The sequence below is a fragment of the Streptomyces sp. NPDC107471 genome (assembly GCF_055582845.1).
Map to the genome: position 1 here is coordinate 178388 of NZ_JBVJPC010000016.1, position 24040 is coordinate 202427.

Annotated in this window: 21 protein-coding genes and 1 rRNA gene; 13 read left to right on the top strand and 9 right to left on the bottom strand. The window is 70.8% G+C overall.

Translation table 11 applies throughout. The features are described from left to right. Positions 1-12: 12 nt before the first annotated feature. From pstA to pstS, 3 genes are all read right to left on the bottom strand, one after another. Positions 13-1074 (bottom strand): phosphate ABC transporter permease PstA, encoded by a 1062-nt coding sequence (gene pstA, locus ACZ66S_RS38005; protein ID WP_469906139.1) that lies wholly within the window; start codon positions 1072-1074, stop codon positions 13-15. Next, positions 1071-2075 (bottom strand): phosphate ABC transporter permease subunit PstC, encoded by a 1005-nt coding sequence (pstC, locus tag ACZ66S_RS38010; protein WP_469906140.1) that lies wholly within the window; start codon positions 2073-2075, stop codon positions 1071-1073. The genes pstA and pstC overlap by 4 nt, the downstream gene beginning before the upstream one ends. Positions 2076-2193: 118 nt before the next feature. Beyond that, on the bottom strand, positions 2194-3318 hold the full coding sequence (gene pstS / locus ACZ66S_RS38015; protein WP_469906141.1) for a phosphate ABC transporter substrate-binding protein PstS: 1125 nt from the start codon (positions 3316-3318) through the stop codon (positions 2194-2196). 297 nt (positions 3319-3615) lie between these two features. Between pstS and ACZ66S_RS38020 the strand changes: the two genes are divergently transcribed. Continuing rightward, entirely contained in the window at positions 3616-5157 is a 1542-nt protein-coding gene (locus tag ACZ66S_RS38020) for an FAD-binding oxidoreductase (protein WP_469906142.1), read from the top strand. A 9-nt stretch (positions 5158-5166) separates the two neighbouring features. Here the strand turns inward: ACZ66S_RS38020 and ACZ66S_RS38025 are convergent, their stop codons facing one another. The 3 genes from ACZ66S_RS38025 to ACZ66S_RS38035 all read right to left on the bottom strand — a co-directional run bounded on the left by ACZ66S_RS38025 (position 5167) and on the right by ACZ66S_RS38035 (position 7832). Next, positions 5167-5865, bottom strand: coding sequence for a phosphatase PAP2 family protein (locus ACZ66S_RS38025; RefSeq protein WP_469906143.1), 699 nt, complete (start codon positions 5863-5865; stop codon positions 5167-5169). Between the two features lie 169 nt (positions 5866-6034). Beyond that, the gene (locus tag ACZ66S_RS38030; protein WP_469906144.1) at positions 6035-7042 is read right to left on the bottom strand and encodes a C40 family peptidase; all 1008 of its coding nucleotides are present in this window, start codon (positions 7040-7042) and stop codon (positions 6035-6037) included. 88 nt (positions 7043-7130) lie between these two features. Continuing rightward, positions 7131-7832 (bottom strand): trypsin-like serine peptidase, encoded by a 702-nt coding sequence (locus ACZ66S_RS38035; protein WP_469906145.1) that lies wholly within the window; start codon positions 7830-7832, stop codon positions 7131-7133. 695 nt (positions 7833-8527) lie between these two features. On the opposite strand from ACZ66S_RS38035, the gene ACZ66S_RS38040 reads away from it, so the two are divergent. The 8 genes from ACZ66S_RS38040 to ACZ66S_RS38075 all read left to right on the top strand — a co-directional run bounded on the left by ACZ66S_RS38040 (position 8528) and on the right by ACZ66S_RS38075 (position 18649). Continuing rightward, positions 8528-9415, top strand: a complete 888-nt coding sequence (locus ACZ66S_RS38040; protein WP_469906146.1) for an alpha/beta fold hydrolase — start codon at positions 8528-8530, stop codon at positions 9413-9415. A 279-nt stretch (positions 9416-9694) separates the two neighbouring features. Continuing rightward, positions 9695-11044 carry a S53 family peptidase gene (locus ACZ66S_RS38045; RefSeq protein ID WP_469906147.1) on the top strand — a complete coding sequence of 450 codons (1350 nt, stop codon included), beginning with the start codon at positions 9695-9697 and terminating at the stop codon, positions 11042-11044. Positions 11045-11381: 337 nt separating this feature from the next. Then, entirely contained in the window at positions 11382-11690 is a 309-nt protein-coding gene (locus ACZ66S_RS38050; RefSeq protein ID WP_007383036.1) for a hypothetical protein, read from the top strand. A 246-nt stretch (positions 11691-11936) separates the two neighbouring features. Next, positions 11937-12767 carry a DUF8175 domain-containg protein gene (locus ACZ66S_RS38055; RefSeq protein WP_469906148.1) on the top strand — a complete coding sequence of 277 codons (831 nt, stop codon included), beginning with the start codon at positions 11937-11939 and terminating at the stop codon, positions 12765-12767. Then, positions 12757-14088, top strand: coding sequence for a hypothetical protein (locus tag ACZ66S_RS38060; RefSeq protein WP_469906149.1), 1332 nt, complete (start codon positions 12757-12759; stop codon positions 14086-14088). The genes ACZ66S_RS38055 and ACZ66S_RS38060 overlap by 11 nt, the downstream gene beginning before the upstream one ends. Next, positions 14085-15644: an SCO6880 family protein gene (locus tag ACZ66S_RS38065; protein WP_469906150.1), complete on the top strand. Its 1560-nt coding sequence runs from the start codon at positions 14085-14087 to the stop codon at positions 15642-15644. The genes ACZ66S_RS38060 and ACZ66S_RS38065 overlap by 4 nt, the downstream gene beginning before the upstream one ends. A gap of 11 nt (positions 15645-15655) precedes the next feature. After that, positions 15656-17065: an ATP-binding protein gene (locus tag ACZ66S_RS38070; RefSeq protein ID WP_469906151.1), complete on the top strand. Its 1410-nt coding sequence runs from the start codon at positions 15656-15658 to the stop codon at positions 17063-17065. Positions 17066-17080: 15 nt separating this feature from the next. Beyond that, complete coding sequence (locus ACZ66S_RS38075; protein WP_469906164.1) at positions 17081-18649, top strand: type IV secretory system conjugative DNA transfer family protein; 1569 nt, start codon at positions 17081-17083, stop codon at positions 18647-18649. A gap of 88 nt (positions 18650-18737) precedes the next feature. On the opposite strand, the gene ACZ66S_RS38080 is transcribed toward ACZ66S_RS38075, so the two are convergent. Both ACZ66S_RS38080 and ACZ66S_RS38085 read right to left on the bottom strand, forming a co-directional pair. Continuing rightward, positions 18738-19595 carry a GNAT family N-acetyltransferase gene (locus ACZ66S_RS38080; RefSeq protein WP_469906152.1) on the bottom strand — a complete coding sequence of 286 codons (858 nt, stop codon included), beginning with the start codon at positions 19593-19595 and terminating at the stop codon, positions 18738-18740. A gap of 54 nt (positions 19596-19649) precedes the next feature. After that, complete coding sequence (locus ACZ66S_RS38085) at positions 19650-20195, bottom strand: GNAT family N-acetyltransferase (protein WP_469906153.1); 546 nt, start codon at positions 20193-20195, stop codon at positions 19650-19652. Positions 20196-20289: 94 nt separating this feature from the next. Between ACZ66S_RS38085 and ACZ66S_RS38090 the strand changes: the two genes are divergently transcribed. From ACZ66S_RS38090 to ACZ66S_RS38105, 4 genes are read left to right on the top strand one after another with little or no spacing between them, the layout of a single operon-like run. After that, positions 20290-21210, top strand: coding sequence for an ABC transporter ATP-binding protein (locus tag ACZ66S_RS38090; protein ID WP_469906154.1), 921 nt, complete (start codon positions 20290-20292; stop codon positions 21208-21210). Continuing rightward, positions 21207-21974, top strand: coding sequence for an ABC transporter permease (locus ACZ66S_RS38095; protein WP_469906155.1), 768 nt, complete (start codon positions 21207-21209; stop codon positions 21972-21974). The genes ACZ66S_RS38090 and ACZ66S_RS38095 overlap by 4 nt, the downstream gene beginning before the upstream one ends. Before the next feature lie 24 nt (positions 21975-21998). Further along, positions 21999-23243 carry a sensor histidine kinase gene (locus tag ACZ66S_RS38100; RefSeq protein WP_469906165.1) on the top strand — a complete coding sequence of 415 codons (1245 nt, stop codon included), beginning with the start codon at positions 21999-22001 and terminating at the stop codon, positions 23241-23243. Beyond that, positions 23240-23902, top strand: a complete 663-nt coding sequence (locus tag ACZ66S_RS38105; protein ID WP_469906156.1) for a response regulator — start codon at positions 23240-23242, stop codon at positions 23900-23902. Before ACZ66S_RS38100 ends, ACZ66S_RS38105 begins: the two co-directional genes overlap by 4 nt. A 43-nt stretch (positions 23903-23945) precedes the next feature. Here ACZ66S_RS38105 and rrf read toward each other — a convergent pair. Further along, positions 23946-24040, bottom strand: a 5S ribosomal RNA gene (rrf, locus tag ACZ66S_RS38110); the annotation flags it as partial.

A 24040-nucleotide genomic window follows, 5' to 3' on the forward strand; every position in this document is an offset into this window, starting at 1 on the left:
GGGGTCGTCGCGTCAGCGACCGGTCTTCGGGGCCTTCCAGCGGGCGATGCCGCGGGCCACCAGGTTCAGGATCATCACGAAGGCGATCAGCGTCAGGGACGCCGCCCACGCCCGGTCGTACGCCGCTCCGGCGCCCGCGCTGTTCGCGTACTGCTGGTAGATGTACAGCGGCAGCGACTGCTGGGCCCCTTCGAAGGGGTTGGCGTTGATGAGCGAGTTGCCCCACACCAGGAGCAGCACGGGCGCGGTCTCACCGGCGATACGGGCGATCGCGAGCATGATGCCGGTCGTGATGCCGCCGATGGAAGTCGGCAGGACCACCTTCAGGATGGTCCGCCACTTCGGGATGCCCAGCGCCAGGGACGCCTCGCGCAGCTCGTTCGGGACGAGCTTGAGCATCTCCTCGGTGGAGCGGACGACGACCGGCATCATCAGGATCGCCAGGGCGAGCGAGCCGGCGAAGCCGAAGGGCTGCATGTCGAACATCAGCATGATCGAGAGGATGAACAGACCCGCGACGATCGACGGGATGCCGGTCATGACGTCGACGAAGAACGTGACGGCCTTGGCGAGCTTCCCGCGCCCGTACTCGACGAGGTAGATCGCGGTGAGCACACCGATCGGCGCCGCGATGACGGTCGCCAGACCGACCTGCTCCAGGCTGCCGAGGATGGCGTGGTAGATGCCGCCGCCCGGCTCGGAGTCGGCGACCAGGCCCATCGAGTGGGTCAGGAAGTAGAAGTCGAGGACCTTCACCCCGCGCGAGACCGTCGACCACACCAGGGAGACCAGCGGGACGACGGCGAGCAGGAAGGCGACCCAGACCAGCGCGGTCGCGACCCGGTCCTTGGCCTGCCGGCGGCCCTCCACGCGGGCGGCGACGACGTATGTGCCGAGGACGAACAGGACCCCGGCGATCAGCGCCCACTGGATGCTGCTGTCCAGACCGGCGGCCGCGCTGATGCCGAGCCCGAGAGCCACGGAGCCGACGGCGACGGCGTACGGGGTCCACTTGGGGAGGCTGGCGCCGCGCAGGGTGCTGGGGCCCTTGTCGGTGATGACGGCGTTGCTCATGCGTTGGCCCCCGAGTACTCCTTGCGACGCGCGATGATCATGCGGGCCGCGCCGTTGACCAGCAGGGTGATGACGAACAGGACGAGACCGGAGGCGATCAGCGCGTCCCGGCCCAGCTCGCTGGCCTCACCGAACTTGCTGGCGATGTTCTGGGCGAAGGTGCCGCCGCCCGGGTCGAGCAGGCTGGCCTGGATGTCGAAGGTCGGCGAGAGCACCGTGGCCACGGCCATCGTCTCGCCGAGCGCGCGGCCCAGACCGAGCATCGAGGCCGAGATCACGCCGGAGCGGCCGAAGGGGATCACCGCCATGCGGATGACCTCCCAGCGGGTGGCGCCGAGCGCCAGGGCCGCCTCCTCGTGCATCTGCGGGACCTGGCGGAAGACCTCGCGGCTCACGTTGGTGATGATCGGCAGGATCATGATCGCGAGCAGGATGCCGACGGTGAGCATCGAGCGGGGCGCGCCGCCCTGCCACTCGAAGACGCCGGTCCAGCCGAGGTAGTCGTCGAGCCAGCCGTAGAGGCCGTTCATGTGCGGGACGAGGATCAGGGCGCCCCACAGGCCGTAGACGATGGACGGCACGGCGGCGAGCAGGTCGATCACGTAGGCGATCGGGCCGCTCAGCTTGCGGGGGGCGTAGTGCGTGAGGAACAGCGCGATGGCGACGGCGATCGGGACGGCGATGGCCATCGCGATGACCGAGGAGACCACCGTGCCGAAGACCAGCACCGCGATGCCGAACTTCGGCGGGACGAGCTGGGTGTTCCACTCGAACGCGGTGAAGAAGTTCGCCTCGTCCTTGCTGATCGCGATCGAGGCGCGGTAGGTGAGGAAGCCGGCGATGGCGGCCATGATCACCAGCAGCAGGATGCCCGAGCCCCGGGAGAGGCCGAGGAAGATCCGGTCACCGGGACGGGTCGCGCCACGGGCCGCGCGCTTCTGCTCGGCCTGGGTCGGAGGGGAGGTGGGTGGAGGGGTGTCTGTTATCTGTGTGGTGTCCATCGGGTTCTCCGGTCTGCTGAACCGCACGCGGGGTGCGGCTCCTGGCGGCGGTGCACCGGACGGTGCGGTCCGGCCCTGACCCCCGGGACGGGGTCGGTGACCGGACCGCACACTCAGGTCAGCTCAGGCCCTCGATGGTGGTGCGGACCTTGGCGATGATGTCGGCGGGGATCGGCGCGTAGTCGTTGTCCGCGAGGACCTTCTGGCCGTCCTCGGAGGCGGTGTAGCGCAGGAACGCCTTGGTGGCGGCCAGGGTGTCGGCCTTGTTGCCCTTGTCGCAGACGATCTCGTACGTCACCAGGACCATCGGGTAGGCACCCTCGGCCTTGGTCGCGTAGTTGAGCTGGAGCGCGAGGTCCGAGCCGGTGCCGACGACCTTGGCGTCCGCGATGGCCTTGGAGGCGTTCTCCGTGGTCGGCTCGACCGGGGCGGAGGCGCCGGTGTCGATGCTGACCGGCGTGATGCCGTCCTTGGCGTAGGAGAGCTCGAAGTAGCCGATGGCGCCGTTGGTCTGCTTCACCTGCTGGGCGACACCGGAGGACTGCGCGGCGGACTGGCCGCCCTTGGCCTGCCAGGTCTTGCCGCCCTCGTAGGGCCAGTCGCTCTTGGCGGTGGCGATCAGGTACTTGGTGAAGTTGTCCGTGGTGCCGGAGTCGTCCGAGCGGTGGAACGCCTGGATCTTCAGGCTGGGGAGCTTGACGCCCGGGTTCAGCTTGGCGATCGCCGGGTCGTTCCAGTTGCTGATCTTGGCGTTGAAGATCTTCGCGATGGTGGGCGCGTCCAGCGTGAGCTTGTCGACACCGGAGATGTTGATGCCGAGGGCGATCGGGCCGCCGACCATCGGGAGGTCGATGCCCTGGCCGCCGGAGCAGACCTTCTTGGAGGCCGTGACCTCTTCGGGCTTCAGCGCGGAGTCGGAACCGGCGAAGGCGACCTGGCCGTTGGTGAACGCGGTGACGCCCGCGCCGGAACCGCCGCCCTTGTAGTTGATCTGCACACCGCAGGCCTGCGTGAACTGCTTGACCCAGGCGTCGATCGCGTTCTTCTGCGCGGAGGAGCCGTCGGCGAGGAGCTGACCCTTGGCGTCGTCGCACTTGATGTTGCCGGCGGCCGCGGTGGCGGAGGCGCCGGTGCCGCTGCTGTCGCTCGTGTCGTCGGAGCCGCACGCCGTGAGGGCCAGGGCGCCGGAGACGGCGAGAGCACCGAAGGCGAGGGCCCGCCGGTTCTTGCGCTGAAGCTTCACTTGAGTTCCTTCCGGGAGCCGCCGTCCTGAATCCGGCGGCGTGCGCGAAGTGTGGGAGACACGGATGCGCGTCGAAGGCGCATCTCGCATCGCGTAAGGCCGAAATTAGGCAGATCAGGTGAAGGCGCTTATGGCCGGAAGTGAACGGGGGGTGAACCCCTGCAGAAGGTGCGGTGAGGTCACGGGACGCTTACATCGAGGGCACAGTGTGATTCCGGAACCCACCGGGGAACCCTCATCCCCCCAGTACCGTCTCGTTCCACGGAAGCCGACGAGGCCGACGAAAGGCACGGACACATGGAACGGCGTACGTTCATCGGAGGCGGCGCGGCCGCGGTCGCGGCGATGGCCACGGCGGCCTGCGAAAGCGGCGGCAAGGCCGACGCCACGCAGAGCACCGTCGGCCAGGCCCTTTCCTCCCGTACGCCGGCCGCGGCCGCCGCGAACTGGTCGGCCCTCGCCCGCGACCTGGACGGCCCCCTGCTGCGCCCCGGCGACGCGAACTGGTCGACCGCCCGGCAGCTCTACAACACCCGCTTCGACTCGCTGAAGCCGGCCGCGGTGGCGTACGTGGCGCACGCCGACGACATCCGCACCACGCTCGCCTACGCCCGCGGCCACGGCCTCCGGGTGGCGATCCGCAACGGCGGCCACTCCTACGCCGGCTGGTCCTCGGGAAACAACCGGCTGATCGTCGATGTCTCCGAGCTGAACCGCGTCCGCGCGAGCGGCGGCACCGCCGTGGTCGGCGCCGGCGCCAAGCTGATCGACGTCTACCGGGCGCTCACCGCGAAGGGCGTGACGATCCCCGCGGGCTCCTGCCCGACCGTCGGCGTCTCCGGCCTGACCCTCGGCGGCGGTCACGGCGTGGCCTCCCGGGCCTACGGCCTGACCTGCGACAGCCTCACCCAGGCCACCCTGATCACCGCCGACGGCAAGCAGCTCACCGCGAACGCGACCACCAACAAGGACCTCTTCTGGGCCCTGCGCGGCGCGGGCAACGGCAACTTCGGCGTGGTCACCGAACTGCACTTCAGGACCCACCCGGCCCCGCAGGGCGTGACCGCGTACGCGACCTGGCCGTGGTCCAGGGCCGCCGCCGTGGTGAAGGCCTGGCAGGAGTGGGGCCCCGGCCAGCCCGACGAGATCTGGTCCTCCTGCCATCTGGAGAACGGCGGCTCGCCCTCGGTGGCGGTCGCGGCCTTCTCCCTGGGCACCTACGGCGAACTCCAGAACGCCCTGGACCGCCTGGCCGACAAGGTCGGCTCACCGGCCCGCAGCGTCACCCTGCGGCGGCACTCCTACGAGAGCGCGATGGAGGCGTACGCGGGCTGCTCGTCCTTCTCCACGGACGCCAAGTGCCATCTGCCCGGCTCCACCCCGAACCGCGACCCGCACGGCGCCCTCGGCCGGGAGACCTACGCGGCCCGCTCGGACTTCTTCGACCGCTCGCTGTCCGCGGCCGGCATCCAGACCCTCCTGCGGCAGATCTCGGCGGCCCGCGGCGGCTCGGGCAGCATCGCCCTGACGGCCCTCGGCGGGGCGGTCAACCGCGTCTCGCCCACGGCCACCGCCTTCGTCCACCGCCGCTCCCGCATGCTGGCCCAGTACATAGCGTCCTGGCGGGCGGGCACGGCGGGCACCACGGCCCAGTCGTGGCTGACCGGCGCCCACGACGCGATGAAGCCCTACGCCTCGGGGGCGGCCTACCAGAACTACACGGACCCGACGCTGAAGGACTGGCGGAAGGCGTACTACGGCGACGCGGCGACGAAGCTCGCCAAGGTGAAGAAGGAGTACGACCCGCAGGGCTTCTTCACGTTCCCCCAGGCGCTGTAGCGGTTCGGGCTAGGCGGCGAGGTCCCGCTCGGAGGCGGCGGCCTCCTGCCGGGCCCCGGGGATCACCGGGGCCCCGGACCCGCTCCCTCGCGCGCGGATCAGCCACGCGCCTTTCGGGGAGCGCTCGACCGCCTTCAGCAGGGGCGTGAGGAGAGCCATCGCGAGCGGCGACAGCAACAGGGCCACCGCGGTGCCGAGCGCGAACCCGCCGACGACGTCCGTCGGGTAGTGCACTCCCATGTACACCCGGCAGAAGCCCTCCAGCAGCGCCAGGGCGATGCCGACGAGCCCGAACTTCCGGTTGGCCACGAACAGGGCGACCGCCATCGCCATGGTGATCGTCGCGTGGTCGCTCACGAAGGAGTAGTCGGTCTTTCCGGAGACCAGGACCTCGATGCCCTCATGGGTCCGGAACGGCCGGGGCCGCTCGACGAACCCCCTTATGGGCACGTTCACCAGCACGGCCAGCGCGGCGGCGAGCGGCGCCCACACCAGCGCGGCCACCGAGGAGGCGGCGTCCTCACCGGCACGCCGGCGGCCCACCCACCAGCACCCGAGGATGAGCAGCACCATGCCGAGCAGGATGCCGTACTCCCCGACGTACTCCATGGTCCGGTCGAACCAGTGCGGGGCGTCCTTGGCCAGGCCGTTGATGTCGTACAGCAGGTCGACGTCGGGGTTCGACCCGGATTCGGCGAGAACAGCCATGGTGCTGCGGCCCCTTCGTCGTCTTTCCCGGCGTACCCATGTCCGCTCGGCTACGCCCTCAGGAACGCACGGCTCCCGTTAATACGTTCCACACTCCACTGAATGATCACGCAGACGTTATCGAAGAGAGACACATCGCCGCAGCTCAGGGGGTGGGTTTCACGCTGGGTCACACCGTGGTGGGCAATGCTTTCGCGCCATCCTCGGTGACCCGGGTGGCACCGAAGTACTCAGAAGTGTCGATAGGGTCGAACCGGATCACAGCACCTGTTCTCGGTGCGTCGATCATGTAGCCGCCGCCCACATAAATCCCCACATGGTGGATGGCGCGCGAGTTGCTGAGGTCCTTGGAGAAGAACACCAGGTCTCCCGGCAGCAGTTCACTTCTGGCCGGATGCGGGCCCGCGTTGTACTGGTCGTTGGCCACCCGCGGCAGCGTGATGCCCACGCTCGCGTACGAGGCCTGCGTCAGCCCCGAACAGTCGAAGCGGCCGCCCTGCTGGGCGGTTCCGGTGCCGCCCCACAGATAGGGCGTCCCGAGTTTCTTCTGCGCGTAGTAGATGGCGCCGGCGGCCTGCCGGGAGGGATCGACGCGGGTCGTGGGCGCCGCGAAGCTCTCCTCCAGGGTCGTGATGGTCTTCACGTAGTTCTGGGTCTCCTTGTACGGCGGCACGCCCCCGTACTTGATGACCGCGTAGGCGCCCGCGTTGTAGGAGGCGAGCATGTTCTCGGTGATGTTCCCCGGGACGTCCTTCACGTAGGACGCGAGCGAGCAGTCGTAGGAAGCCGCCGACGGGATCGCGTCGTTGGGGTCCCAGACGTCCTTGTCGCCGTCGCCGTCGCCGTCGACGCCGTGCGTGGCCCAGGTGCCGGGGATGAACTGCGCTATTCCCTGCGCCGCCGCGGCGCTCTGTGCCTTCGGGTTGAAGCCGCTCTCCTGGTAGAGCTGCGCGGCGAGCAGGGCCGGGTTGATGGCGGGGCAGAGATTGCCCCACTTCTGCACGAGGGGCTGGTACGCGGCGGGCACGGCCCCCTTGGCCAGGGCTCTGGTGGCTCCGCCCACCCCGCCCGCGAGGTTGCCCGCGACGACGTAGACCCCCACGACGAGCAGCATCACGAAGCTGAGCCCCGCCCCGAACACGGCGCCCGCAACCAGCCACGCCTTACGCACCGTCAACCGCCCCTCGCCCACTGGGAGTCCGCCCGCGTCAGTCTAGGAGCTTCCCCGAAGGAAACCGGGGTACTCGGCGGGGTCGGCGCAAAGATCAGCGGACGGCGTCACGGTAGAGGGCGGCGGCCTGCGCCCCGAGCACCACGCTGTACGACACGTCGGCCGTCAGCCCGCCCTGCTCGTGCCCGCCCAGCACCCCCACGACCTGCCCGTCCCCGTTCACCCAGGGACTGCCGCTCGTGCCTCCGGTGAGGCCCGGGCACTCGATCCGCTGCTGCGTACGGCTGTGCGCGGTCGGCTTGTTGGTGCAGCCGATCGGCACGTCACGGGAGGAGGGATAGCCGGTGACGGTGACGGCGGTGGCCCCGGTGGCGGTGCCGGTCACGAACTCGTTCCCGCCGACGACGTCCTGCACCTTCCCGTCCACCGCGGCGAAGGCGACGTCACTGTCCTCGTCCTGCCCCTCGGACCACCCGTCGGGCAGGTACCGCCTGCTCACCTTCCAGCGCCCGTACGGCGCCCTGCCGTCCCGGTAGCCGGGCACGAAGACGAGGTCGCCGCTGCCGTCGAGGCAGTGCGCGGCGGTGACGACGAGGTCCCGGTGCGGGCTGCGGACGACGGAGGCGGTGCAGTGGTGCTCCCCGCCCGTGAACAGGGCCCCCACACGGGCGTTCACCGAACTCACGGCGGCGACGGCCGTCACCCCGAAGGGCCCCGCCCCGTCGTCGGCGACCGCCTCGGAGGCCGAGGTGACGGTGAGCAGCACAACGGCGGCATGGAGAGCGAGACGCGGCATACGCTTCACGAAACCCACCCTTCCGCACAAAGGTGAGAACCAGGTCAGGGGCGGCGCGGGGAGGGGGCAAGCCCCGACCCCGGGCCCTGGTCACGCACCGGCCGGGGTGGCCGTGGGCCCGACCGTCCAGTTCCCACACCCACCACCAGACGAACACGAGTTCGCAGAACCTGCACGTCGGGGCACGAACACACGTACGCCCACCCCGCACCCGGACGAGCACGTCGACCAAGTCCGGCGCCGCACTGCCGCCCGCGGCTGGCTCACCCCGCCGCCCGGGCCTCCCCTGGCCCCCCGAACCGGTCCTCCGCCTTCGCGCCCGGGTCAACGGATCCACCTCCCCGCCCACGCACCCGCCACAGCGCCAGCAGCCAAGGCCCGCTGCACTACCCACACACGCCGGGGCGGCCTGCCATCCCCCGCAGCCCACCCGGGCGGCGAGCCCACCCGCCCCCTCCGCACCCGTGGGACTGCCGAGCGCCACGCCCACCACAGCCCCAACAAACCCGCCCGACTACCCGTACGCCCCCTCCCGGCCGCAGCCAAGCCGCCCCCACCGCCCCGAAGACCAGCCGCCCCCACCCCAGAAGCCAGCGCACGCGTCCCGCACTCCCCGGACACCCGGCCCACCCCTCCCCGTATGAATCCCGCCCCCCAGGGCAACCGAGCCTCGACGGCGTTGTCGGGAGGCTGGTGTGTTCGACGGGTTCGAGCTGGCGTGGTGCGAGGGCGACGACGGGGTGCGGCTGCGCGTGCGGCACGGCGGCAGCGGCCCGGCCGTGCTGCTCCTGCACGGTCACCCCCGCACCCACGCCACCTGGCACCGCGTGGCCCCGCTGCTGGCCGCGGCCGGCCACACCGTCGTCTGCCCCGATCTGCGCGGTTACGGCCGCTCCGACAAGCCCGCGACCGACGCGGAACACCGTCCGTACTCCAAGCGCGCCATGGCCGGCGACTGCCTCGCGGTGATGCGCGGGCTCGGGCACGAGCGGTTCGCGGTCGTCGGGCACGACCGGGGCGCGTACGTGGCGACCCGCCTCGCCCTGGACCACCCCGAGGCCGTGACCGCCGTCAGCGTGCTGGACGCGGTCCCCATCGGGGAGGCCCTGCGCCGCTGCGACGCCGGTTTCGCCGCGAGCTGGTGGCACTGGTTCTTCCTCGGCCAGACGGCCAAGCCCGCCGAGCGCGTCATCAACGCCGACCCCGACGCCTGGTACACGGCCACGTCCGAGCAGATGGGCCCCGAGGCGTACGAGGACTTCCGGCAGGCCATCCACGACCCGGCCACCGTGCACGCCATGTGCGAGGACTACCGGGCCGGCCTCGGCGTCGACCGCGAGCACGACGACGCCGACCAGCGGGCCGGCCGCCGCATCAGCAGCCCGCTCCAGATCCTGTGGGCCACGCGTGACGACATGGTGGACCTCTACGGCGACGTCCTGGCCGTCTGGCGCGACTGGGCGACCACCCCTGCGGAGGGCGGCCCGATCGACTCGGGACACCACATGGCCGAGGAGGCACCGGAGGCACTCGCCGGCGCACTGCGCGCGTTCTGGGAGACCGCCGGACACACCACCGGCTGAGCCCGACGCGCACGCGTCACGGACCGGCGCTCAGACCCCGGCCCATGTGTGCACCGCGTGCAGACGGTCAAGCCGTGGCCATCCCCCGCCCATCCGCCCACCATCGATCAGCAATCCCCCAACACCCTTCAGTAAGGCGGAAGTCAGGATTCACCCGCCCGTCTTGTTGTCACGTACTCAACAAGGGGATGGTCGTCGCGGGTCGCCGCCCCCACCGGGAACCTCACCGGTGGTCCCCCCTCCGCAGGCCTCTGTCCACCACTTCCAGGAGGCTGTACGTTGCGTACGTCCACCCCCAACACCCCCCACTCCTCCGCCAGACGGCGCCGGTACGGCTCCGTCGCCGCAGCCACCGGCGCTCTCCTGCTCGCCGGCCTCGGCACCGCCGCGCACGCCGGCGCGGCCACCCCTCACCAGGTGAGCGGCAAGGCCATAGCCGCCGCTGTCGCCAAGGCGCACGTGACGTACGAGAGCGCGTGTGACGCCACCCCGAAGAAGGGCTACGCCGCCTGCAACGCCCTGCGCGTCACCGGCGGCACCACCGCCTTCCAGGAGGAGCAGGCCGCGAAGCGGGGCACGAGTCCCGCGACCGTCTCCCCCAAGGCGTCCTCCGCCACCCCGACCGGCTACGGCCCGAGCGACCTCCGGTCCGCCTACGGCCTGACCTCCGCCTCCGCGAACAACGGCGCCGGCCAGACCGTCGCCATCGTCGACGCCTACGACGACCCCAACGCCGAGGCCGACCTGGCCACGTACCGCTCGTACTACGGCCTGCCCGCCTGCACCACGGCCAACGGCTGCTTCAAGAAGGTCTCCCAGACCGGCTCCACGACCTCCCTCCCCACCGCCAACAGCGGTTGGGCCGGCGAGATCTCGCTCGACCTCGACATGGTCTCCGCCATCGCCCCCAACGCCCACATCGTGCTGGTCGAGGCGAAGTCGTCGAGCATGGCCAACCTGGGCACCGCCGTGAACGAGGCCGTGAAGCTGGGCGCCAAGTTCGTCTCCAACTCCTACGGCGGCTCCGAGTCGTCCTCGGACACCTCCTACGACTCCTCCTACTTCAACCACCCCGGCGTCGCCATCACCGTCTCCGCGGGCGACGAGGGCTACGGCGCCGAGTACCCGGCCGCCTCCAAGTACGTCACCGCCGTCGGCGGCACCAGGCTGTCCGCCTCCGCCACCACCCGCGGCTGGACCGAGAGCGTCTGGCGGACCAGCTCCACCGAGGGCACCGGCTCCGGCTGCTCCGCCTACGACGCCAAGCCGACCTGGCAGACCGACACCGGCTGCACCAAGCGCATGATCGCCGACGTCTCCGCCGTCGCCGACCCGGCCACCGGCGTCTCCGTCTACGACTCCTACGGCGTCGACGGCACCGGCTGGAACACCTACGGCGGCACCAGCGCCTCCGCCCCGATCATCGCGTCGGTGTACGCCCTCGCGGGCACCCCGGCCAGCAGCGACTACCCGGCCAAGTACCCCTACGCGCACACCTCCGCCCTCAACGACGTGACCACCGGCACCAACGGCTCCTGCTCCACGAGCTACTTCTGCACCGCCCGAACGGGCTACGACGGCCCCACCGGCCTCGGTACGCCGGAGGGAGTAACCGCCTTCACCGGCTGACTCTCCGTCAACACACGGGCCGCGGACTCCCTGTCGCGGCCCGTTCGTCGTGCCGGGGGTCCTCCGGGTTAGCCTTCACCCGCAGAACAACGGTGCCAGAAGCGCCGCAGGTCGTAAGAGGGGTCAACGACGGAACCACACACCAGGTTCCGCTCTGGCCTCATTGCCCGGCGTTACCTGCCGTGATACACAGAGTGACCAGACAGTCATTCGTACGAAACCCGCCAACCAATGACGCCAAGTCGACATACGACGGCGGAATTGTCGGCGACAATGAGGCCTGACCTCTGCGCACACGCAGGGGAGACGGAACTACCCACCAGGGGCGGTGACTTACATGCTCTTTGCGGCCGACAAGGGAGACATCAACACCATCATCGGCGGGATCGCTCCGGACTGGGGCCCCTTCGGGGCACTGGGGACCGAGGCGAAGACGATGATCCAGGTCGTCATGGCCGTCGCCATCCTGCTCTGCCTCGGCATCGCCATCTGGGGCGCCGCCAAGCAGCGCATCGGCGCCACCGCCCTGCGGGACACCTTCAGCGCGGAACAGGGCAAGGGCCTGATCATCGCGGGCCTGACCGGCGTCTTCATCATCGGATCGCTGGGCACACTCTTCACCATCGTGTACGGCATGGCCGTATAGCCGCCGCGTCCGGTCGACGCACCTCCGGTCCGGCCGGGCGCGCCCGGTACCCCCTCTACCCCACCCGTCCGCAGTGCCCACCGGCTGAGGTTGCGTTCCCCCGATGTCTCCGATCGCTCCGATGACTCCCATGACTCTGATGCCGAGTCACCACACCGCGCCCGCGCGGGAACCAGCACGGCTACCGTCGTACTCCTACGCGTTTGCCCGCACTTTCCCGCACCACGTCGAGGGGGCGTAAGCGGCATGAGTCTCGGAGACGACCAGGAGGGCTCCGGAGGTTACGGCGGCACCGGCCAGACCCGCACCCATCTGCCGGGCGGCCCCGACGTGTACGGCGGCGCCCGCCGCTCCGGCCGCTCGTCCTCAAGAAGCCTGGTCACCGTGGTCGGCGTCGTCGTCCTCCTGATCGCCGCCATCGCCTTCGCGAACCGCGGAGGAGACGATTCCTCGTCGTCGGCGAAGGGGGCCGGGAGCCGGCCGGACACCGCGGCGACGGCCCCCAGCGGCACCAAGCCGGTGCAGTCCACCCCCGGTGTCATCCCCGCCGGGTACGCGCACGACGCCCAGGGAGCGCAGAGCGCGGCGGCGAACTACGCGGTGGCGCTGGGTTCGGCGGAGATGTTCAGCAAGGCGCAGCGGGACTCGATCCTGCAGACCGTCATCGCTCCCTCGCGGCTCGCGGAATTCAAGTCGACGCTGGACAAGGCCTACACGCAGACGTTGAACAAGAACGTGGGCCTGAACGACGACGGCTCGACTCCCGCGGGCTACACCTTCGTGTCCCGTACCACGCCGATCGGCACCAAGCTCGCCGCGGCCTCCGAGAACAGTGCCACCGTCGAGATCTGGTGCAGCAGCCTCCTCGGTCTGGCCGGTGACGAGTCCACGAACCCGGTGACGAACAGTTGGTTCACCACCACCATGCAGCTCGAGTGGACCGACGGTGGCTGGAAGATCGTGACCCAGTCCCAGAAGGAAGGCCCTGCGCCCGTCCCCGGCGACGACAAGGCCTCGAGCGCTGACGACATGGCACAGGCCGTCCAGGAGTACGGAGGCTTCACTTATGCCCGGTAGCCGGCGCCTCGCACTCAAGATCGCCGCCGTGGTCACCACCGCACAGACCGCCACCGTGCTGCTCGCCACCCGCGCCGCGGCGGCACCCACACCCACGCCGACCCCGACCGGGTCCGACGACAACTGCAGCCTCCTGTCGGGTCAGGCCAAACAGATCTGTGAAGGCGACTCGGGCGGGTCCTCCGGCGGATCCCCCTCCCTGGACCCCACCTCCACCCTCGACCCCATGTCCTCCCTCGCCAAGAGCTGCGCCAAGGCCGCCGCCTGGACCATCGGCAAGCTCAGCGAGGCCGTGAAGGAGACCGCGAACGTCGACTTCACCAACCAGAAGTTCCTCCAGCAGTACGCCGTCGTCTTCGCCGCGTCGACCATCCTCACCCTCCTCCTGTGGCTGCTCGCGGTCGCCAAGCGCGCGGTGCGAGGCGTCCCCCTCACCACCGCCATCAGCGAGGCGATCGGCTTCCTCTGGCTGACCGTGCTCGCGTCCGCCTTCACCCCCCTCATCCTCTACACCGTCGTCTCGGCCACGGACGGCGTCTCCGAGGTCCTCGCGAAGGCCACCGGCGACCAGACCGACACCTTCTTCGGCACCTTCTCCGGCGCCCTGGAGAAGGGCAACGACATCGGCGGCGGCCCGATCATGCTCATCGTCGTGTCCCTCGTGAGCATCCTCGCCGCCGGCGTCCTGTGGCTGGAGCTCGTCATCCGCGCCGCCCTGCTCTACGTCGGCGCCCTCCTCGGCACCGTCGTCTACGCCGGCCTCGTCGACAAGAACCTCTGGGGCCACGTCCGCCGCTGGGCCGGCATCATGATCGCCGTCATCCTGGTCAAACCGGTGATCGTCATCGTCCTCGGCCTCGCCGGCGCGCTCTCCTCCGACGACGGCCCCGACGCCTTCTCCGCCGTCGTCTCCGGCCTCGCCATCATCCTGCTCGCCATCTTCGCCAGCGCGATGATCTACCGTTTCGTCCCCGGCTTCGGCGACGAGATCGCCGGCTCCCGCAGCAACCGCATCATGCAGGGCGCCGAGGGGAAGGCGGCGGCCGTCATCAGCTCGCCCGCGACCCTCGTCGCCCAGGGCATCAAGACCCACAGCTCCCGGGCCGACAACAACGGCCAGGCCTCCGGAGGCTCGGGCTCCCGCCCGAGCAACCCGGCGTCCGGCGGAGTCGCCGCCCACAGCTCGCGCACCCCGAACGGAGGCGGCGGATCTGTCCCCTCCGCCGCTCCCGCTCCCCGCGCGAGCAGTCCGGTGAACACCCCGCACGCCAGCAACACCCGCAACGGCAGCAGCAACAGCACAGGAGGTGACGGGCGTTGACGACCGAGTCCCACGTGTCGCATACGGTCACGCCCCGCCGTACATATCTCATCGGCCGCGCCCGGCCGAACGCGATCGTCGGCCGCAACCGTGAGACCGGCGAGATCGCGCTCATCATCGTGGGCGCGTTCCTCGGCATGATGTGCGGGCTCCTCGTCCCGGTCCTGTCCCTGCGCATCGTCCTGCTGATGGGCTTCCCGCTGCTCGCGCTGGCCGCGGTCTACGTGCCGTACAAGCGCCGCACCTTCTACAAGTGGTTCGAGATCAACCGCAGTTACAAGCGCACCCTGCGCCAGGGCACCACCTACCGCTCCTCCGTGATGGAGGCCGGCACCCACGTCGACGGCCGCGAGGTCGAGGTCGGCCCGCCCCCCGGCATCGGCCGGATCAACTGGCTCGCCGCCCCGTTCGGGCCCGACGAGATCGCCGTACTGCTGCACGCGGACCGCCGTACCGTCACCGCCGCCATCGAGATCGAGGGCCCCGGTGTCGGTCTGCGCGACTCCGAGGACCAGGAAGCGCTCGTCGACCGCTTCGGCACCCTCCTCAAGCACGTGGCCAACGGCGACGGCTTCGTCACCCGCCTCCAGATGCTCGCCCGCACCCTCCCAGCCGACCCCGACGCCCACGCCAAGGACGTCGCGATGCGCGGGGACGACAAGGCCCTGCCGTGGCTGCAGACGTCGTACGACCAACTGCAGTCGATGGTGTCGACCAGCAGCGAGCAGCACCGCGCCTACCTCGTCGCCTGTATGCACTACACCCGTGAACTGGCTGCCGAGGCCCACGCGATGGCACGGGCCGCCCGCCCGCAGAACGGCCGCAGGCTGGACAAGGACGCGGGTCTCGCCGTCGTCATGGCGCGCGAGCTGACCGACATCTGCTCCCGCCTCCAGGAGGCCGACATCCGGGTGCGCCAGCCCCTCGGCCAGGGCCGGCTGGCCTCGCTGATCCACTCCATGTACGACCCAGACCACCCCATCGACCACATCCAGGCGATGACCAAGCGCAACGCCTGGCCGGCCGAACTCGACGCCATGGAACCGACGTTCCTCCAGGCGAAGACCCGGGAGTCCTCCACCCGCGCGCCCTGGTGCCACGCCACGGCCTGGGTGAAGGAGTGGCCGATGACCCCCGTCGGCGTCAACTTCCTGGCGCCGCTGCTCGTCCACACCCCGGACGTCATCCGCACGGTCGCCGTCACGATGGACCTCGAACCCACCGAGATCGCCATCGAGCGCATGCTGACCGAGAAGACCAACGACGAGGCGGAAGCGTCCCGCGCGGCCAAGATGAACCGCACGATCGACCCCCGCGACGTGGCCGCCCACTCCCGTCTCGACCAGCGCGGCGAGGACCTCGCGAGCGGCGCGGCCGGCGTCAACCTGGTCGGCTACATCACCGTCTCCTCCCGGTCCCCCGAGGCCCTGGCCCGCGACAAGCGGACCATCCGGGCCTCGGCCGGAAAGTCGTACCTGAAGCTGGAGTGGTGCGACCGCGAGCACCATCGCGCCTTCGTGAACACGCTTCCGTTCGCCACCGGCATTCGAAGGTAGGGGCAAAAAGCATGCGGGATCCGCTGTCCGTCCTCTCCGACGCCTTCACGTCCTTCCTCTTCGGAAAGGTCGAGACGACCCGCCTGCCGGTCCGCACCTCCACCGGCCAGGCACAGGCGGTCTACCTTCCGACCGCGGCGCCGGGTCTCGGCGACTCGGGCGTGATCATCGGCCGTGAGGTGTACTCCGGCAAGGGCTACATCTACGACCCGTTCCAGCTCTACGGCCAGCAGCTCCCGGCACCGCACTGGCTGGTCCTGGGCGAGTCCGGGAACGGCAAGTCCGCGCTCGAGAAGACCTATGTGCTGCGTCAGTTGCGCTTCCGCGACCGCCAAGTGGTCGTCCTGGACGCCCAGGGCGAGGACGGCGTCGGCGAATGGAACCTCATCGCGCAGGAGTTGGGGATAACCCCCATCCGTCTGGACCCCACGGCCGCCCTGGACATGGGGATCCGCCTCAACCCGCTCGACCCGGCGATCACGACGACCGGTCAGCTCGCCCTGCTGCGGACCATCATCGAGGTCGCGATGGGCCACGGCCTCGACGAACGCTCCGGCTTCGCCCTGAAGGTCGCGCACGCCTACGTCAACGAGACGATCGTCGAACGCCAGCCGATCCTCACGGACATCGTGGAGCAGCTACGGCACCCGGAGCCCGAGTCGGCCGAGGCGATGAACGTCGACATAGAGGACGTCCGCGCGTGGGGCCTCGACGTCGCCCTGGTCCTGGACCGCCTGGTCGACGGTGACCTGCGGGGCATGTTCGACGGCCCGACCACGGTCGGCATCGATCTCGACGCGCCGCTGATCGTCTTCGATTTGTCCCACATCGACCGCAACTCCATCGCCATGCCCATCCTGATGGCGATCGTCGGAGTCTGGCTGGAACACACCTGGATCCGCCCCGACCGGAAGAAGCGCATCTTCCTCGTCGAGGAGGCCTGGCACATCATCAACAGCCCGTTCGTGGCCCAGCTCTTCCAGCGCCTGCTGAAGTTCGGCCGCCGGCTCGGCCTGTCCTTCGTGGCGGTGGTCCACCACCTGTCCGACGTGGTGGACGGAGCGGCGGCCAAGGAGGCCGCGGCGATCCTCAAGATGGCCTCGACCAGGACGATCTACGCCCAGAAGGCCGACGAGGCACGGGCGACGGGCCGCGTCCTCGGCCTGCCGCGCTGGGCCGTGGAGATCATCCCGTCCCTCACCCCCGGCATCGCCGTCTGGGACGTCAACGGCAATGTCCAGGTGGTCAAGCACCTGGTCACCGAGACCGAACGCCCCCTGGTCTTCACCGACCGCGCGATGACGGAGTCCTCCAGCGACCTCACCGACGACGCCCTGCGCGCCGCGGAGTTGGAGGCGGAGGAGCGGGCGGCGGCTTTCGTCGAGCAGCACATGGGCGACTCCGAGTCGACGGTGGCGTAGGAGGGGCGAGCTGTGGTGAGACCGGACGACCACCGGCAGGGCGGTCAGGGAGGCCAGGGAGGCGTCCCGGACGGCCTGTTGGTCGGCATACTCGCCTTCCTCCTCGGCACGACCCTGCTGGTCTGGACGGCGACGGGCCTCGCGGGCCTGTTCGCCCACGGCGGCTGGCCCGAGGGCGTCACCTTCACCCACACGCCCCTCGCCATGCGCCACCTCGTCGGCCACCCCCAGGACATCCCCGGCGCCTGGCCCGACACCCCCGCCGGCCAACTCTCCGGCTACGGCCTGGTGTGGGGCCTGTTCATCGGCGAGCTGCTGATCCTGATCGTCCTGACGATCTTCGTGATGGGCACCCTGGCCCGCTGGCGCGCGGTCCGCGCGAGGACGAGAGCGGAGAAACTGGCGGCCCGGGCACGACAGCCCCACGAGGTACCGGCCCAGAGACCGGCACCGGAACGGGAACCTGCGCAAACTGTTCCCACCCCACAGACACCGTCTCCAACACAGCCACTGCCCCCGCACTCGCCGCAGTCGCCGCAGTCGCCGCAGCCACTCTCCATGGCCAAGCCGCAGCCGCCGACGGTGGCCGTCCCCCACGAGGGCCACCCGCAGGCACCCATGAATGGTGCACGCGTGGGCGGGTGGGAAACACAACGCGCCGAAGGCGCGCTCCTCTACGCCCCCAGGGAAACCCGCCACTCAACCGCAACCCAGCACATCAGGGACGCGGAAGGCCCCGCTCTCGTCGTCACCTCGAACCCCACCGTCTGGCAGGACACCAAGGACGCCCGAGCCAAACTGGGCCCGGTCCACGTCTACGACCCCGCCCACCTCTGCGACACCCCGGCCCGCCTCCACTGGTCCCCCACCACCGGCTGCGAGACCAAGGAGACGGCGAAGGCGAGAGCACAGGCCCTGCTCGCCCCCGTCCGCCCCACCGCGAGGATCGACCAGGCCGTGGCCGACGTGGCCGAGACCCTCCTGCGCAGCTACCTCCACGCGGCGGCCGTCGACTCCCGCACCATCCGCCACGTCCACCGCTGGTGCCAGGGCACCGGGGTCCAGGACGCCGTGAAGACCCTCCGCACCCACCCGAAAGCCGCCCCCGGCTCGGCCGGCGAACTCGAGGCCGCCCTCACCGCGCACCCCGAACGCCGGGACATCGCCCAGGAGTTGATCGGCAGGGCCCTCTCCGCCCTCTTCACGGTCAATATCCGCGAGGCATGCACTCCCAACCGAAATGATGCCCTCGCCTTGGATTCCTTCGTCGACGAAGGGGGCACGCTTTATGTGGTCGGTGAATCCATCGAGGACCCCAGGACCAGTCCGGGCGCGATGCCCCTCCTGACGGCCCTCGTCTCAAGCGTGGTCGAGCGTGGCCGGCGCATGGCCGAACGGTCATCCTCCGGTCGCCTCGACCCACCACTGACCCTCGTCCTCGACGACGTCGCGGCCGTGGCGCCCCTCCCCCAGTTGCCTGATCTGCTGGCCGCCGGAGCGGACCGCGGGCTGCCGACCCTGGCCCTGCTCCGCTCCCGCGAACAGGCCCGCACCCGCTGGCCGGACGCGAACCTGCCGGCGTAGAGCACTTCTTGGCGCAGGGCACTCACCGGCGTAAGGACCCTCTCGGCGTAAGGCACTCACCGGCGCAAGGCCCCTCCCGGCGCAAGGCTCAGAGATCGTGCGCGGCCCAGTCGACGACCGGCGCATAACCGAGCCGCCGGTACAGGGCGTTGCTGGTGGGGTTGGCCGCGTCCGTGAAGAGCACGACATGCTCGGCGCCCGCCGCCAGCGCGGCCCGGCTCACCTCGACGGTCACGGCACCCGCGTACCCCCGGCCCCGCAGCCGGGCCGGCGTGTACACGGGGTCCACCTGCACCAGCCCCGCGACCGCCGGATTCGCGCCCGCCATGGAGACGGGCGTGCCGTCCGGGGTCTCCCAGAACATGTAGCTCTTGTCCGCGAAACGGGTGCCGGCCCAGGTGCCGGCGTCGATGGTGACGGCCTCCCCCACGTCCGCCGCGAACCCCCGGCACAGGTCCATGAGTTGCTCGTGGTCCCGCTCCCCCACGGGCCGCCCCCGCCCCGCCGGGAACTGCTCCGGCGGCACGAGCGTGCCGAGCCGGTGCAGATGGAGCCGGACCCGTACCCGCGAAGTGGCTCCCGTGTGCCGCTGCCACGCCTCGGCGAAGACGGCGGCGGTCGCCTCGTCCGCGCTGATCGAGGGCACGGAGTGGCCGAGCGCCACCAGCTTGGCGGCGAGCGCGTCGGCCTGCTCGGCGGTGAGCGGAGTCAGCCCCAGACCGCGTCGCGGCGACAGCCGGTAGAAGACGGCGTGCACCTCGCCCGCCCGCTCCAGCACACCGAAGACGGCGTCCTCGGCGCCGTACACGGCCGCCCCGCGGGCGCGAAGCCGTGCGGTCCACGTCAGCGGCATGATGTGCGCGACGGGGCGCGAGCGCAGGAACTCCGCGGCCCGGGCGAGAAATTCGTCGAGGTCCTCGGTGAGGTACCAGTCGTCTGAGCGCATGCCCCATGCTTCCCGAACCCGTGCCGCATGACCCCTAACGATCGGCACAGGGGGTCAGACCCGCTCCAGCGCGAACTCCAGCTCGGACTCGCCGGCAGCAGCCGTCAGCGGCACGACGACACCCGTGGGCTCGAAGCCCACCTTGCGGTAGAACCGCTGGGCCCGCCCGTTGTCCTCGTGCACGATCAGCCGCACCCGCTCGGCCCCGTGCGCCCACGCCCACTCCACGGCCGCGTCGAACAGCACGTCGGTGAGCCCGCTCCCGCGCTCCTCGGGCCGTACGAACACCCCGACGAGGTGCCCCTGCTTCCGCTCGACCGGGAACCCGGCCCAGTCGGTGGTGCCGGGCTCCTCCAGCAATACGGTCACCGTCCCGACCCACCGCCCGTCCGGCGCCTCGGCGATGACCGTCTGGGCCCGGTCGGCCCCTTCGGCTCCCTTGGCCGTGCGCTCCCGCCAGTAGGAGTCGGGCCGTGCGACGGCCTCCTCGTAGGTCTCCAGGAAGGCGAGGGGCGCGACCGGGTCCCGCAGTGCCGCGAGCCGCAGCTCCTTCGCGGCGGGCCACTCGTCGGCGCGGACGGACCGGATCACGTAGCTCATGCGGGCCACAGTAGTACCCGGGTACTACCCGCCTCACCTGGAATACTGCCCGCGGTCCGACGCCCGCGGCCCCCGCCCGCACGAGCATCGAAGCATGATTACGGCACAGGACCTCACCAAGCGCTACGGCGACAGGACCGCGGTCGCCGACCTCTCCTTCACGGTCCGCCCGGGCACCGTCACCGGCTTCCTCGGCCCGAACGGCGCCGGCAAGTCCACCACCATGCGCCTGATCCTCGGCCTCGACACCCCGACCCGGGGCCACGCCACCGTCGGCGGCCGCGCCTACGCCGCCCACCCCGCGCCCCTCACGGAGGTCGGCGCCCTCCTGGAGGCCCGCTCGGTCCACCCCGGCCGTACCGCCCACCACCACCTGCGCGCCCTGGCCCACACCCACGGCATCTCCCGCGCCCGCGTCGACCAGGTCCTGGACCTCACCGGCCTGACCGAGGTAGCCCACCGCAGGGTCAAGGGCTTCTCCCTCGGCATGGGCCAACGCCTGGGCCTCGCGGCCGCGTTGCTCGGCGACCCGGCCGTCCTCGTCCTCGACGAACCGGTCAACGGCCTCGACCCCGAGGGCGTCCTGTGGATCCGCAACCTCCTCAAGTCCCTTGCCGCGGAGGGCCGTACGGTCCTCGTCTCCTCCCACCTGATGAGCGAGACGGCCCTCACCGCCGACCACCTGGTCATCATCGGCCGCGGCCGTCTCCTCGCCGACACCACGGTCGACGACTTCGTACGCCGGTCCGGCGCCGGCACGGTCAAGGTCGTCACCCCGGAGGCCACCACCCTCGTACGCCTGCTCGCCGCCCCCGGAGTCGAGGCCGTCCCGACCGCCCCGGAGGCCCTGGAGGTCCGCGGCACCGACGCCCGCCACATCGGCCGCACCGCGGCGGCCCACGCGATCCCCCTCTACGAACTCACCCCCAACCAGGTCTCCCTGGAGGAGGCCTTCATGGAACTCACCCACGACTCGGTCGAGTTCACGACCCCCTCGGAAGGAGCGCCGGCATGACCGCCACCACGCTGCCCTACCGGGTCACCCCGGCCCGAGTCCTGCGCTCGGAGTGGCACAAGCTCTGGACGCTGCGCTCCACCTGGATCACCCTCGTCGCCACCGGCGCCCTCACCGTCGCCATGGGCGTGGGCATCAGCGCCGCCTACGACCGGGGCGACGGCAGCCACCTGGACACGGTCGTCCTCGTCCTCCTGGGCACCCAGTTCGCCCAGGTCAACCTGGGGGTGCTGGGCATCCTCTGCACGGCCGGCGAGTACGCGACCGGCCAGATCCGCGCCACTGTGACAGCGGTCCCCACCCGGCTGCCCGTCCTGTGGTCCAAGGCCGCGGTCCTCGCCACGGTCGCCTTCGTCCTCAGCCTGTGGACGAACCTGCTCACCTTCCCGCTCGCCCAGTCCTTCCTCGCCGGCACCGAGCACGAGGCCGCCCTCGGCGACCCGGGCGTCCTGCGCGCCCTCACCGGCAACGCGGCCGGCCTCGCCCTCCTCACCGTCCTGGCCCTGGCCCTCGGCGCCGTGGCCCGCTCGGTCCCGATCGCGACGGGCGCGTTCATCGGCCTCGTCATGATCCTCCCGGAGGTGCTGGCCATGCTGCCGTACACCTTCGTCGACGAAGCCGTCCGCCACTTCCCGGGCCGCGCCCTGGAGACCCTCACCACCGCGGACACGACATCAGCGGGCAGCGCCCTGCTGGACCTGTCCCTGTGGGCGGCGGCCTCGCTGGCGGCGGCCGCGGTGGCCCTGAAGCGACGGGACGTCTGACGGATGACGGCCGGAGCCCTCACCATGGACCCCGTGACGGAAGAGCGGACGCCACGGACGACGGAGCCCCTGACCGACCACGTCCAGCGCGTCACCAGGCGGGTGCGCGCCCTCGACCGCCGCCACCCGCTCCTGTGGGACCTGCACCTGACCGGCTTCTGGGTGACGGCGGCCCTCATCGACTACTTCGGCAATGGCTGGCGCAACATCGCCCGCGAGACCGACCTCCCCGGCGGCCTGGTCCTCGCGCTCAGCCTCTGCCTGTCCGTCCCGCTCCTGTGGCGCCGCAGCCACCCCCGCACCGTCCTCCTCGCGCTCGCCCCCTTCGCCCTGGTCAACGCCTGGACCGGGGCCGCGCTCCAGGCGGCCCTGCTCCAGATGCTGGTCGTCTTCCACATCGCCCTGCGCCGCCCCCACCGCTCCCTCTGGTGGGCCCTGGCCGTCTACCTCGTCCCGGTCACCGTGATCGCCGTACGCCACCCCGAGGGTGGCATGGACCAGGAGCTCGTCCCGGCCCTGCTGTCCTTCGTCTCGGCAGCGGCCATCGGCATGACGGTCCGCACCCGCCGCAACTACACCGAGGCCCTGGAGGACCGCGCCCACCGCCTGGAGATCGAACGCGACCAGCAGGCCCGCCTCTCCGCCGCCGCCGAACGCGCCCGCATAGCCCGCGAGATGCACGACATCATCGGCCACAACCTCTCCGTCATCACGGGCCTGGCCGACGGCGGCCGCTACGCCGCCCGCAAGTCCCCCGACCGCGCGGCCGAAGCCCTCACCGCCATCTCCACCACCAGCCGCCAGGCCCTCACCGAACTCCGCCGTCTCCTGGACGTCCTGCGCGAAGAGGAACAGGAGGCCGCGCTGACCCCCCAGCCCGCCCTCTCCGACCTCGACCACCTCATCGAGGGCGTCCGCAGCGCCGGCCTCCCCGTCCGCACCACGGTCCACGGCACCCCGACCCTCCCCCCGGGCCGCCAGCTCACCGTCTACCGAGTCGTCCAGGAAGCCCTCACCAACACCCTCAAACACGCGGGCCCCGGAGCCACTTCGACCATCGAGATGTCCTACGACGAGGGCGGCGCCGTCACCGTCACGGTCACCGACACCGGCCGCGGAGGCACCCCGAACGGCACCGCCGGCCGGGGACTTCCCGGCATGCGCGAACGAACTGCCCTGTACGGCGGCACACTTGAGGCCGGTCCCCGCCCGCACCCCGAGCGGGGCTGGCGCGTCTGTCTCCACCTCCCGGAGGAAACCCCGCAGTGACCACCGTCCTGATCGCCGACGACCAGCCCCTCCAACGCCTCGGCTTCCGCATGCTGCTGGAGAGCCAGGACGACCTGACGATCCTCGGTGAGGCGGCCAACGGCACGGAAGCGGTCCGCATGACGGCCGAGCTGCACCCCGACGTGGTGCTGATGGACGTCCGGATGCCCGGCCTGGACGGCATCGAGGCCACCCGCCGGATCATCGCCACCGGAGACCGCACCCGCGTCCTCATCCTCACGACCTTCGACCTCGACGAGTACGCCTACGCCGGCCTCCGCGCCGGAGCCTCGGGCTTCCTGGTCAAGGACGCCCAGCCGGAGGACCTCCTGTCCGGCATCCGCGCGGTCGCGACCGGCGACGCGGTGGTGGCCCCGAGCCTCACCCGCCGCCTCCTGGACGCCTACGCACACCATCTGCCGACCGGAACCCAGGCGGCAGCAGAACCGGACGACCCGCGCCTCGCGCCCCTCACCGAACGGGAACGCGAAATCCTCACGGTCATCGGCAAGGGCTGGACGAACACCGAGATAGCCACCCGTCTCCACCTGGCGGAATCGACCGTGAAAACCCATGTGGGCCGCGTCCTCGCCAAGACGGGCTCGCGAGACCGCATCCAGGCGGTGATCCTGGCGTACGAAACAAAGCTGGTGAAATAGAAAAACCCCCGTGCCGAATGGCACGGGGGTTTTCTCAAAATTTGTTCGGCGGTGTCCTACTCTCCCACAGGGTCCCCCCTGCAGTACCATCGGCGCTGTAAGGCTTAGCTTCCGGGTTCGGAATGTAACCGGGCGTTT